Raw genomic sequence first — 11709 nt, forward strand, 5'->3', positions numbered from 1 at the left:
GTACTTGTCTCCGGAGGAGTTTGGTAGAAACTTAAACAAACAAAATATTGCAGCTTAACCGAATGTCTACTTTATTGTTGCAATTCCAACAAGGGGATGGGGATTAAACCTGATGATCTGTTAAGGATCTTTGATCGTTATTATCGTGTTGAAGGAAGCCAGATGTTCTCTATTTCGGGTTTTGGAATTGGTCTTTACCTATGTAGGGAAATTATTCAGCGGCATATGGGGGAGATTTCTGCGAAAAGTGTTTTTGGGTCTGGATCTACTTTTACTTTTAGTTTGCCATTGATTGGGCTTGAGTGAAAAAAGTCTGCACTTCTTTTCTCACTGGACCTTATGTGAAAAGCTTCAGGCCCTGAGGTGATAAAAGAGGTGTAGACTTTTTTTTTGTGGGTGATCTGGAAGGGAACTGTAAATGCCAGGCGGCATAATTATTCTCTTAGACTGATTTCTTTTTTCTCGCCGTCTTTGTCTATGCTCACTTGTTTTTCTACGTGTGCCTTGTCCTGATAGTTCTGTCTGGCGCTGCCATAGTTTGTACTGGAGCCGGTATAGCCCCAATAGTTGTAATAGTTTGTATAGCCTGAAACGTAGGAATAGTTGTAGGAATTTGTAAAATCAAAGCTGGCCATGATGACATAGGTGCCTGGCATTAAATCAGCAAATTCAAAATGGCCCTGGTCGTCGTATACTTTGGCTTTTTTGACACCGAAACCAAAATCCGGATCCAAAGGGACCTCTGCCATTTTTTTCTCCTTTTTGATTTTTTTGTTTACTGAGAGCCATTCCTCATAATAGGCTGAGTTTGGGAAGAGCGTAATTTCTGTACCTCTTGGAGCAAACTGCTTTTTGGAGGTGTTGACCAAACCACCAAGTTTTTTACCGGAATTATCCTTAGCGAAAGCGGTTCCGATAATGACACTGCTGCCCTTTGCAATCTGCTGAACAGCTCTTTGTTTATCGAACCTATTTTTGATGGGTTGATAGTCAATCTCTTCGTTTACACAAATTTCCCACATTCCTTTTCCCATTGACATTTCCCTTTGCCAAAGACGGTAGTCTTTTTTGTCTACAACATAATTGTAAATGGCACCGGTGCTTTCTTCTACTACAGTGGCTAACCATGAGTTATGATTTCCGGTGCTGGGGGAGTGATAGACATAGCTTTTCACTTCTTTAACAATATAGTTTGTGATTAAGGTGTCGGAATTGTCCATGTAATAGAACTCTGGTATGACGGCTTTGTAGCCTACTTCAAGTGGCAGGGTTGTAATTAGATGATCTGCCAGATTGAATTCTATATATGGGCCTTTGGGGTGTAAATTGACCTGTTTGTTTTTTTTTGTTTTTTTGGAGTAATATGTCCCTTTTATGGTCTCTCCAAAATTCAGGTCTAATTTGTTTTCTGTACCATCTGATTTATAGCTGATTGGTTTTAGGGTTTTTGCATCAGCAATAGAGATTCGTTGTTTGGACCAGGCTTTATCCTTGTTTGTATAGGTGTAAATTAGTGTTAACTGGTTACCGGAAAAGGATATGTCGTAAGCAAGGGAGCCCATTTTTGTCCAGCTGGTGTCTTTTACATAATAGACCGTGTACAAGGATTTTTCGGGTTTTAGATGAGCGGTATTGATGTCTGAGCTACCGGGAATAACGGTTTTTTGACAAAAAACGACTAGGGGAAGAAGGCTGAACGCCAAGATGAGGGTACGTATTTTCATTGTAGTATAATTATATAATGATCAAGGGGTAGATGAGCCTTTCTCATTTTTTTTTGTGACTAAAATAATAAAAAATGTAAAAATTTTAAGTGATGTGTATTTTTTTGATACCTATGGAGCTATTAAGGAGTTAAGTGGAGCTTGATCTTTCTAATCTAACAATCACTTAATTATGTTGGGATAATAGTAGGACTTACATGGTATCGGTCTTTTATTTGAATTATTAGGTAATGAATAAATTCAGTGCGAGTATAGAGATCATCGGAATAAATCCTTATGTTTTTGTTCCTGACAGTGTCCTTAAGGATCTTTTCAGGGAGGCGGGTAAAAATAAGGGATCTATTCCAATACGAGGCATGATCAACAATAGTATGAGATCTGTGTTGGAGTTGAGGTAGTAATCATTTTGACAGGGATTTAGCTTTTCATTACCTTTTGAAACTCACTTGGTCGCATATTAACCAGTTGCTGGAAGGTGTTACTGAATGCGGCGATGCTGGAATAACCAACTTCATAAGTTACTTCGCTTATGTTTTTTTCTTTACCCATTAGCAGTTCCATTGCTTTGATCATGCGTAGCATTTTAAGGTATTGAAGGAAGGAAATGTTTAGGTGTTGCTGAAATAGCCGGGTCAGGTTTCTTACACTTATGCCAAATTGTAAAGCTACCAGAGGCAGTGTTAAAGGTTCTTGCAGGTGTTCGTGTAAATAGGTTGTTATTTCCAACAGACGTTTTTCTTCTGTTGTTGGCAGGAGTATAGAAAATCTCTTGCCGGGGGAGTGGGCAAGTAAATGTTTCATCGTGGTGAGGAATTCGTATTCCCAACTTCCAGGCAATATCACGCCTTGCCAGTTTTCTGAAAAACTGATCATTTCCCGGAGTAAACTGCTAACGGGATAAATACCGAGTTCGTTATAAAGCTGGTGTTCTGAGGTTAGCTCATCTCTGAAATAAATGTTTAAAATGGTGAGTTCACCAGTGTTGAATTTTACGTTGTGCATCATGCCTTTAGGAATCCATACATAATGCTGAGAGGGGATATAATATTCTTTCTCCAGTGTTTTTAGGTAGGCTATGCCTCCTGAAACCAATAGAAGCTGGCCTTTATTATGTTTATGTGCTGGAAAGCGATGCTCCAGCTGTTCTTTCATAATGTAAATGGCGTCTTTATCAAGATCAATTTCTCTTTCAAACTTTTTCAGCAAATCCATAATGGCTAAAATAAGTAAAATATTGGCCTATTATATAAAACCTTTGTTTCTCGTGTAGGATAATTTTGTGGTGCATCATTAGAATTAGAAATGAGACATCAATTATCAATCGTATATTTTCTTGGATTGTTGCTTTGCAGTCAGTCTGGAAACGCCCAGGATAGCCTGTTTACCCTGCATGAGGTTTGGGGAAAGGCAATAGAACACAATAAAGAATTAAAGTTCAGTAGGTTAGAGGTAGGTAAGGGAGAAGTATTATTGAAAGATGCCAAAAGCGAACGGCTTCCTGAGATCAATGCAAATGGTTCCTATTCCAGGCTCACGAATATGCCGATCTATGAAAACGGCATTTTTCACCGGCCAACTGTTGCTCCGGTCATCAACCAATCGTACAGTATTGGTGCAGAAGCTTCGCTCAACTTGTATCATGGTGGAAAAGCAAGAAGGGAGATCAGTATTAAAAAAGTTGAACTTGAGGCAACATTGAACCAACAGCAGCTTTCACTGGCCGATGTGAAGTTTAAAAGTGCTTCCTACTTCTATGAACTTATAAGAAACCTGCAGCTTAAAAAGCTTACAGTGCAGGAAATTGTTTATGAGGAAAAGCAACTGACAGAAATTGGTCATTTGTATAAAAATGGAACTGTATTGAAAAGTGATCTGTTGCGGGCAGAGCTGAAAATCTCCAATCAAAAAATGCTGCTTTCCGAAATAGAAAACAATATTACATTATCGGTTCAGCAGTTAAACATTATCATGGGCCGTGCAGATCAGGCAACCCTGGATCCCGTTGTTGAAAATATTGAACTTGTGGAGCCTTATGCTTTAAGTTATGAAGATTATCTGGCCATCGCTTATAAAAACTCCTTTGAGTTCAGGCTTTCAGAAAATGCAGTTGCTCTGAGTAATTTGAATCTGAAGCAGGTGAAATCAATTATACTGCCTAAAGCAGACTTCTTTACTTCCTATGGTTATACCTACCCACAATCGCAGTTTTATCCTTATTCAGATGCACTTTTTGGCATTGGACAGGCGGGTGTAAAAATAAGTATGCCCATTTCCGGTCTTTATCTGAACAAGTATAAAAAAGAGGTGGCTGATATTAAAAGGAACGAACAGATCGTGCATCATGAAATTAAACAGGATGAAATCAGAAATGCGGTGAGGGCCGCCTATCTGCACTATACTGAAGCACTAGAACGGATTGAGGTCGCCAAGAAAAATATTACACAGGCTACGGAAGCATTGAGGATTCTGAAAAGCAGTTATTTTAATCAGCAATCGCTCTTAACAGATCTGCTGGATGCTGAAACCCAACTTCTTCAATCGAAATTTGATCTAACCTCAGCAGAAGTGAGTGCACAGGTACAGTTTTACCAGTTACAAAGAATAATAGGAAAAATTTAAACGCAATAAGATGAATATAAAACCGAATAAAATAGATAAAATCGTTGTTAAAGTTACTAGAGGGATTGCCATTGTTGTTCTATGTGGCCTGGGTTTATGGGGCATTAGCCTGATAAGGACAATGCTGAGATACCAACAGACTAATGATGCACAGGTGGAAGAATATGTGAACCCAATCAATGCAAAAGTTGGTGGATATATTAAAAAAATCTGTTTCATAGAAAATCAGCAGGTAAACGAAGGTGATACACTGCTGGTTATAGACAATAGTGAATATCGTGTACAGCAGGATGAAGCAGGGGCTGCGCTTGAAAATGCAAAGTCCCAAACTGGTATTCTGGAAGCGAATATCAGTACGCTGAAAAGCAATGCGACTATAGGCTTGTCTCAAATTGACGCGGCCCGGGCAAAAATGGTGAGGCAGCAGCAGGAGTTTTATCGTTATCAAAACTTGTTGAAAGAAGAATCGACTACACAGCAGCATTTTGATAATGTAAAGACGGCGTTGGATATTGCGATCTCTGAATACCAGGCAGTAGTAAATACTTATAAGGCAGCTCTGTCCAAAATTAAAGATGTGGAGGCGCAGAAAGTATCGGTACTTGCAGAAATTAAAAGACGGCAGTATGTTTTAAACCGAAATAAGTTGGAACTTGGCTATACGGTGATCACTGCACCTTACAGGGGTAAAGTAGGTAAAAAGGTCATTCAGGAAGGACAATTGGTTGAGGCAGGGCAGACGATGACGTTTATCATTAATGAGGAAGGGGGAAAGTGGATTGTTGCCAATTTCAAAGAGACGCAAATTGGTAAATTTAAGGCTGGCCAAAAAGCCATGGTTACGGTGGATGCATTCCCTGACAAAGAATTTAATGGAGAAATAGAGTCTGTCTCGCCTGCAACGGGATCTAGATATTCGCTGTTGCCGCCGGATAATGCTACAGGAAACTTTGTTAAAATTATACAGCGTATTCCAATACGTATTAAACTAACCGATGAGCGTTCAAAGATCGCGATGTTGTCGGCAGGAATGAATGCAAACGTGTCCATCAAAAAAGAAAATCATGAATAAGGATCATTTACCGATTTTTAAAACCTGGGCCCCTGAATGGCTGATCCGGTCGACTATCTTTCTGGTACTTTTGCCTGCTCTTGTCGCATTTGCCCTTTACTTCAGTAATACAGCTGAAACGGCAGGATATTATGGCATGGAGCCTGCAGATGTTCAATATTCTGTAATAATGATGTATGCTGCATTGGTGGCCATCCTGCCTATTGACGATCGTTTTGTGAAATATTTTGCACCAAGGCAGTATTTTATTCTTGGTGTGATGCTGAATACGATTACCTATCTGATTTGCGCTTTAACCAGGAACATCACGATTTTTATGATCTGCCGTTTCATTCAAGGTGCAGTATGTGCGATTTTTTGCAGTATTTGTATGAACTTGATCTTTCCGAGGATTCATTCTGCCCGTGCAAAAACAATAGGATATTCTATTTTTTATGGAGCCCTGCAGGTGTCTATTCCAGGCTGTGCCATATTCTGCAGTTGGTTGCTTCATTATTTTGAGTTTAACAGGTTATTCTATGCTTTGATTGTTCTGGAGGTACCTGGCGTGGTGTTGTTGTTGCTCCTCAGCAATAATGTACGCTTTAGGAAAAGGCTGCCCCTGTATCAGTTAGACTGGGTGAGTTACATTTTCTATACGGTCATTTTCTGCGGTGTGGGCTATGTTTTTGTATACGGACAACAGCTCAATTGGCTGGATAGTCCGCTGATCGCTAACCTTTGCCTAATTATAATTGCTGCAACGGCCCTTTTTACTTTGCGCCAATTTCATTTAAAAAGACCTTTTGTAAATCTGAGATTATTCAGTTTTGCGAATTTCAGAAACGGCTTACTGCTATTGATGGTGTATTATATTTTTAAAGGAACAACGGGTTTTGCATATGCTTATTTGCAGGGGATACTGGGTGTTGATCCTATTCATCTTACTCCGATCTGGGTGATTAACATTGTTGGAATTGTTGTGGGTATGTTTGTTTCCTCCCGCTTTGTACTTTATGGAACCTCTATAAAGGAAATTCTGGTTGCTGGATTTTCCTGTCTTTTACTTTATCATATACAGATGTATTTTCTGTTTTCCAGCGTTTCTTCTACCAGCGATTTCTTCATGCCATTCTTTATGCAGGGCTTGGGATCGGGTGCTTTATTTGTACCAATTGTGCTGTTTACGGCTTCATCAGTTCCGGCACCGCTGGTGGGGTCAGTTTCATTCCTGGGAATTGGGTTTCGCTTTATAGGTTTTTGTACCAGCATTTCTCTTGCTAATTATTTTCAGTTATACAATAAGAGTATGCATTACAACTGGTTTGGGGCAAATATTACGGATCTGAACCCTGCTTTGAGCGAAACAGTGACTCGTATCCAGGAGCATGTTGCCATGGGAGGACAGGATGCAAAAACGGTGAAATCGTTGTCTTCTGGTATCTTGAACAGGATGATTGGTGAACAGGTTACATTGCGTGCATCTATGGATTATTATGCGGCTATGATTTGGGCCTTAGTGGTTTTGATTCTGGCTATATTGTTTGTTCCTCGGGCAAAAAGAGTAATTCTTGCTTTTAGGAGCAGGTTTGTGCCCTATTAAACTGGGTATGCAGAAAGTCTTTCTCATTTCCCGCATTCTTTTAAGAGGAAGTTTGGTAGGGCGCCTACTGTAATGCTGGATTAGAAGAATGTATTTTTTCTGTCATCTCGTTTTGATACAGCAGCAAACCAAATGGTACTTTGGGTTCTATATAGGTGCTTTTTGGAGGTAAGTCATTTTGTTTATCTGCCTGCTGAATAAGTGCTTCTGCGCTCATGGGAAATAGGGTGAAGGTTACAGACTCAGATTCCTGTTGTTGTACATCGAGCAGCTCTTCCCATTTATTTGCAGGAAAATTGCGAAGGCGTTGATCTGTTGTTGGGTCATGAATGCCAAACAAAGGACTAAGTACCATTTCCTGAAGGAATTGTACGTCCAAGAGTTCGTTGATGTATTCTGGTTTCAGGTCGAGCTGGTACCAGATACCTTTATGCTGCATGCCAAACCGGTGCGATCTTGAAGGTTTATAGGCGGCATTATTCGGTACTTCGGAGATGTAGAATTGTTTGCTCAGCTTTTCAAGTAATAGATTGGTCTCCAGGGGAAGCTCAGGGCATACCATACGGTGGAATTCCCGGCAACTGATCTGGCCACTGGACACATAGAGTGTACTGATCCACTGGGGGCTAAATTGATGCTCTGCCGCCGCAACTGCCAAACGGTGGTGCCCGTCAGCTACATAGGCGTGTTTGATATGCTGAAATGCGCTTGTAAATTCCTGGATCGTTTCCTGCGACCGTATTTTCCAAACTTTATGACTGCAGCGGTCCTGTACCAGGGTAACTATGGGTGGAAAGGCGGCAACTTTTTCAATCAGTTGGGTCATTGTTGAATGTTTACGATAGGTGAGAAGTATTGGGCTGCCTTCTATTCCAAGACCCTTTCGGTAGGCTTTTAAGCGATCTTCTCTTTCTTCGAGGGTACGTTCGTGGGTAACAATATTGCCGCTGATCATATCTTCCAGACTGGTTTGCACCCAAACTCCGAATTGTGATCCGTATGCGGTTTCTTTTTCATAAATATAAATCCCAGGTACCTCTTCCTGCCTGTATCTACCCAGGTTTTTAAGAACCTCCAAATTAATCTTGCAGGCCTCAAATGATACCGAATTATTTTGTGCTGGTTCCAGCGTTTGCCTAAAATGCTTCCGCTCTGCAGTTCCGCTCATCATACTGTTATACCAGGCAGGTTCAGGGTGCAGAGCGTTAAAGGCTTTTATCTTCATGGTCTATCTTAATATTCGGTTATATAGGAGTAGTTTTAGTGGTGTAAAGTTCTGTTGTTTAGATTATTATTGTTTAATGATTGGCTTATTTTGGGACAATTTTCTATTAAGGACTTCGTGTGCCTTATAAAATTTTGTTGGGCTGGATATTTTTTGCTCTGGAAGAATTTTGTTCTGATAGTGGTATTGGGTCTATATAGGTATTGTGAACCAAAATACGCTACCAACACCAAGTTCGCTTTCGGCGCCAATTTTCCCTCCGTGTCTTTTGATGATTTCTGAGCAGATGTATAACCCAAGTCCTAATCCGGTATAGTTTTGACTGTTGTAGTTCACACGATAGTATCTGTCAAAAAGATTTGGAAGAATATCGCTTTCTATACCCGGACCTTTATCTTTTACCGAGACTTTAGCATAGTGACCTAAATTTTCTATAGAAAGGTGTATTTCTTTGGAATCCGGAGCATATTTAACTGCGTTGTTTACGAAATTGATGACTACTTGTTCGATGCGGTGTTCATCTGCATGGATTATTAAATCTGTGTCTCCTTCAACGATTAACTCGTATTTTCCCTCAAGCCGCACATGATTGCAGCAAAGACTGAGCATTTCAAATATGTTAAAGGTTGTTTTGCTCAATTCCAGTTGGCCTTGAGTGAGTCTGTTCATGTTCAGCAGGTCATCAACCAGTACGCTCATCTTTTCCATGCTCCTGTTAGATTGCTCAATCAGTTTTAGATGGATTGGTGATGAAGGTTTGTCTTTAATCCTATGCAACAATTGCAAAGAAGCTCTTAATGTTGTGATTGGAGTTTTTAGTTCATGGCTTGCAATACTCAAAAAATCATCTTTACGCTGTTCAAATAATTTGCTTTCAGTAATATCAGCTGTCATCCCCACCATCCGATTCGCTTTGCCGTCCTCATCATATCTTGGCCGGCCATGTGCGCTGATCCAGTGAATAGAACCATCGCGCCATTTCACGGGATATTCTGCGCGGTAAATTTCATTTTTGGCAATAGACTCCTGAACCAGTCCCTTTACGCGGTCGCGGTATTCGGGCAACATTGCATTAAACAGGTCAGCGTATGTAAAGGTTTCTTCTTTGCTATAGCCATAATTGGCTTTAAACTGGTCTGTGCTTTGCATCGATCCAGTGGCGAGGTCAACTTCTGTAGAACCCAATTTACTGGCATCCAGGGCAATCTGTAAACGCTGGTTGATCTCTTCGACAGCCTTTCTTGCCTGGATTTGTTCTTCATTGGAAGCTGTAAGTTCCTCATTCATGACCTGTAGCTCTTCTTGTTGTTCGAGAAGCAGGGAATTTGTTGATTGGTGATTTTCTATCTCTTCCAATGCTGAGATGCGAAGTTCAATTTGATCCATGACGGATTTGGCCATACCTGCAAGGATGACTTTTTCCTGCTCGGAAAATTCTCTTGGTTTTTGATCAATAATGCAAAGCGTACCGATCAGGAAATCATCGTGAGTAATTAAGGGTGCTCCAGCGTAAAAGCGCAGGCCAAAATCTCCCACCACATTGGGGTTGGCCATGAGGCATGGCTCTTCAAATGCATCTTTAAAAAGCGTAATTTCATGGTCCAGTACTGCAAGCGCACAAAGACTTTTACCTCGGTTGGCTTCCTTTGCTTTTCCCATTCCTACATTAGCCTTAAAGAAAACACGCTCTGCATCCACAAGGGAAACCAGGGAGATGGGGACGTTAAATATCTTGGTACAAAGACTGGCAATATTATCAAATGAGGCTTCTGAAGGGGTATCCATGATCCTGTAGCGTCTTAGTGCTACTAATCTTTCAGCATCATTCTCGGGAATAATGTTCATTCCAAAGGTATTTTCGATCATGGGAGAAGAATAAATCTCGATAAATATACAAATAGCTAAACAAAATTCATTAAAAGTTAAACAAGAATGTCATAAATATAGCTAACTGGCCAATTGAAAGGCAACTTTATCAATTAGTGACTGAATATCGAAGGGTTTGGCCAGGAAGTCGTCGGGTTTACAGGCCCTCTTTTTGTTCTTTAGGTTAAGGTCATGACTGGCTGAGATCATAATGATAGGCATGGAGGAGGTGGCAAAATTTTGCTTTAATACATTACACAAATCACGGCCATCTAAATCGCCCAGCATTACATCAATGATGAGAAGATCGGGTTGAAAGTTTTTAATTTGGTAATGGATTTCATGACCATTTTCCATTGTCCGTATCTCATATCCTTCCAGTTCTAAGAGGATGGTGATGATCTCTAGAATATCAGGATTGTCATCTAGTACAAGTATCTTTTTCATGTTCAATCCATTTTTAAGGTAATGATACAACCCCTTGATCAAGAAATAGTTTTCTTTTCTGTGAAGTTTTGAAAAAGATGTTTTTTAGGGAGGCTTAGTTCCTTTGTTTTTTAAGTAATTGGTATACTTTGTTTGGTGCGGGTTTTCTATCCAGGCTGATGAGGAAAAAGGTAAAGAACAGAAATGTGCTCAGCATTAGGAAGGATATGATTTCTATCTGTTGATTCATTTTTAGGGCCAGAGTGAGGAATGTTGCTATAGCAAATGTAACTTGTAGACCGGTAATGATGTTTTTTAGATTGTTCATAGTTGTAGCAATTAAATTACAAAATGAATTTACGTGAAGTTTATGTGCTTGAAAATATGGAATGGGCAGATAGGCAAAAATGCGGGTTGAAACGGCAAATTCGGGAGGTGGTTGCAGATAGAGCCATCATTCTTTTTATTTTGTTGTTTATCTAAGTTAATTTTTTTGAAAAATCGGTTGTGATGTTTTTGTGTGACATAGGGTTGTCACTGATTGCTTTTAGTTTTGTGGCTTAGCTTAAGCAAAATAATTTATTTGAATATCAGACATGGCAGATAAACAGTTAGATACATTCTATCCGAAAAATCGTAACGATTGGCGGGAGTGGCTTGATCAGTATCATGATAAAAAAGAGAGCATATGGCTTATCTATGATAAAAAAGTTGCTAACAAGCAAAGAATCAATTGGAGTGAAGCCGTAGAGGAAGCGCTTTGTTTTGGCTGGATAGACAGCAGATCAAGGCCTATTGATGATGGGAGATATATGCAGTTTTTTAGTAAAAGGAAGGTGAAAAGTGCCTGGTCTAAAATTAATAAAGATAAAGTTGAACTACTCGAAATAAATGGGCTTATGAAAAGTGCAGGTTTAAAATGTATCGAGATGGCCAAACAAAACGGTTCCTGGGAAATGTTGGATGGTGTAGAAGCTTTGATTATACCTGAAGATCTCTTGGTTGTATTAGATGAGATGCCTGCTGCGAGAATTTATTTCGACAGCTTAAGCAAGTCTGTGAAAAAGCAACTACTCCTGCGGTTGGTTGTTGCACGTAAGGAGGAGACCAGGAAGAAGCGCATTGCTGAGATCCGTGAATTTTTGTTTGGGGCTTCTCGATAAAAATAGTTGTATTGTTAAGTACAGAGTATCTT

The 11709-nt window shown here is 39.9% G+C and carries 12 protein-coding genes; 6 read left to right on the forward strand and 6 right to left on the reverse strand.

The features are described 5' to 3' along the window. Positions 1-96 precede the first annotated feature (96 nt). Complete coding sequence (locus DBR11_RS27040) at positions 97-306, forward strand: ATP-binding protein (protein WP_233260928.1); 210 nt, start codon at positions 97-99, stop codon at positions 304-306. A 128-nt stretch (positions 307-434) separates the two neighbouring features. Here DBR11_RS27040 and DBR11_RS27045 read toward each other — a convergent pair whose 3' ends face one another. Then, the gene (locus DBR11_RS27045) at positions 435-1724 is read right to left on the reverse strand and encodes a hypothetical protein (protein WP_108555661.1); all 1290 of its coding nucleotides are present in this window, start codon (positions 1722-1724) and stop codon (positions 435-437) included. 230 nt (positions 1725-1954) lie between these two features. On the opposite strand from DBR11_RS27045, the gene DBR11_RS29775 reads away from it, so the two are divergent. Continuing rightward, a complete protein-coding gene (locus tag DBR11_RS29775) occupies positions 1955-2122 on the forward strand; it encodes a hypothetical protein (RefSeq protein ID WP_158275394.1) in 168 nt (55 codons plus the stop codon). A 19-nt stretch (positions 2123-2141) separates the two neighbouring features. Here the strand turns inward: DBR11_RS29775 and DBR11_RS27050 are convergent, their stop codons facing one another. Then, a complete protein-coding gene (locus tag DBR11_RS27050; RefSeq protein WP_108555662.1) occupies positions 2142-2936 on the reverse strand; it encodes an AraC family transcriptional regulator in 795 nt (264 codons plus the stop codon). 90 nt (positions 2937-3026) lie between these two features. Between DBR11_RS27050 and DBR11_RS27055 the strand changes: the two genes are divergently transcribed. The 3 genes from DBR11_RS27055 to DBR11_RS27065 are packed head-to-tail and all read left to right on the forward strand — an operon-like array spanning position 3027 to position 6997. After that, complete coding sequence (locus DBR11_RS27055) at positions 3027-4343, forward strand: TolC family protein (protein ID WP_108555663.1); 1317 nt, start codon at positions 3027-3029, stop codon at positions 4341-4343. Between the two features lie 10 nt (positions 4344-4353). Further along, on the forward strand, positions 4354-5415 hold the full coding sequence (locus tag DBR11_RS27060) for an HlyD family secretion protein (protein WP_108555664.1): 1062 nt from the start codon (positions 4354-4356) through the stop codon (positions 5413-5415). Continuing rightward, on the forward strand, positions 5408-6997 hold the full coding sequence (locus tag DBR11_RS27065; protein ID WP_108555665.1) for an MFS transporter: 1590 nt from the start codon (positions 5408-5410) through the stop codon (positions 6995-6997). Before DBR11_RS27060 ends, DBR11_RS27065 begins: the two co-directional genes overlap by 8 nt. 64 nt (positions 6998-7061) lie before the next feature. Here the strand turns inward: DBR11_RS27065 and DBR11_RS27070 are convergent, their stop codons facing one another. The 4 genes from DBR11_RS27070 to DBR11_RS27085 all read right to left on the reverse strand — a co-directional run bounded on the left by DBR11_RS27070 (position 7062) and on the right by DBR11_RS27085 (position 10842). Next, positions 7062-8222 (reverse strand): DUF1015 family protein, encoded by a 1161-nt coding sequence (locus tag DBR11_RS27070; protein ID WP_108555666.1) that lies wholly within the window; start codon positions 8220-8222, stop codon positions 7062-7064. Between the two features lie 192 nt (positions 8223-8414). After that, a complete protein-coding gene (locus DBR11_RS27075) occupies positions 8415-10088 on the reverse strand; it encodes an ATP-binding protein (protein ID WP_108555667.1) in 1674 nt (557 codons plus the stop codon). An 81-nt stretch (positions 10089-10169) separates the two neighbouring features. Beyond that, the gene (locus DBR11_RS27080) at positions 10170-10535 is read right to left on the reverse strand and encodes a response regulator transcription factor (protein ID WP_108555684.1); all 366 of its coding nucleotides are present in this window, start codon (positions 10533-10535) and stop codon (positions 10170-10172) included. Between the two features lie 94 nt (positions 10536-10629). Beyond that, on the reverse strand, positions 10630-10842 hold the full coding sequence (locus tag DBR11_RS27085; protein WP_108555668.1) for a hypothetical protein: 213 nt from the start codon (positions 10840-10842) through the stop codon (positions 10630-10632). Between the two features lie 268 nt (positions 10843-11110). On the opposite strand from DBR11_RS27085, the gene DBR11_RS27090 reads away from it, so the two are divergent. Further along, on the forward strand, positions 11111-11677 hold the full coding sequence (locus DBR11_RS27090; RefSeq protein ID WP_108555669.1) for a YdeI family protein: 567 nt from the start codon (positions 11111-11113) through the stop codon (positions 11675-11677). Positions 11678-11709: the final 32 nt, after the last annotated feature.

It is taken from the genome of Pedobacter sp. HMWF019 (assembly GCF_003061025.1).
In the GTDB taxonomy this organism is placed as follows: domain Bacteria; phylum Bacteroidota; class Bacteroidia; order Sphingobacteriales; family Sphingobacteriaceae; genus Pedobacter.

Coding starts and splice junctions, on each gene's coding strand:
- DBR11_RS27040 (WP_233260928.1), top strand. CDS start 97: ATGGGGATTAAACCTGATGATCTGTTAAGGATCTTTGATCGTTATTAT.
- DBR11_RS27045 (WP_108555661.1), bottom strand. CDS start 1,724: ATGAAAATACGTACCCTCATCTTGGCGTTCAGCCTTCTTCCCCTAGTC.
- DBR11_RS29775 (WP_158275394.1), top strand. CDS start 1,955: ATGAATAAATTCAGTGCGAGTATAGAGATCATCGGAATAAATCCTTAT.
- DBR11_RS27050 (WP_108555662.1), bottom strand. CDS start 2,936: ATGGATTTGCTGAAAAAGTTTGAAAGAGAAATTGATCTTGATAAAGAC.
- DBR11_RS27055 (WP_108555663.1), top strand. CDS start 3,027: ATGAGACATCAATTATCAATCGTATATTTTCTTGGATTGTTGCTTTGC.
- DBR11_RS27060 (WP_108555664.1), top strand. CDS start 4,354: ATGAATATAAAACCGAATAAAATAGATAAAATCGTTGTTAAAGTTACT.
- DBR11_RS27065 (WP_108555665.1), top strand. CDS start 5,408: ATGAATAAGGATCATTTACCGATTTTTAAAACCTGGGCCCCTGAATGG.
- DBR11_RS27070 (WP_108555666.1), bottom strand. CDS start 8,222: ATGAAGATAAAAGCCTTTAACGCTCTGCACCCTGAACCTGCCTGGTAT.
- DBR11_RS27075 (WP_108555667.1), bottom strand. CDS start 10,088: ATGATCGAAAATACCTTTGGAATGAACATTATTCCCGAGAATGATGCT.
- DBR11_RS27080 (WP_108555684.1), bottom strand. CDS start 10,535: ATGAAAAAGATACTTGTACTAGATGACAATCCTGATATTCTAGAGATC.
- DBR11_RS27085 (WP_108555668.1), bottom strand. CDS start 10,842: ATGAACAATCTAAAAAACATCATTACCGGTCTACAAGTTACATTTGCT.
- DBR11_RS27090 (WP_108555669.1), top strand. CDS start 11,111: ATGGCAGATAAACAGTTAGATACATTCTATCCGAAAAATCGTAACGAT.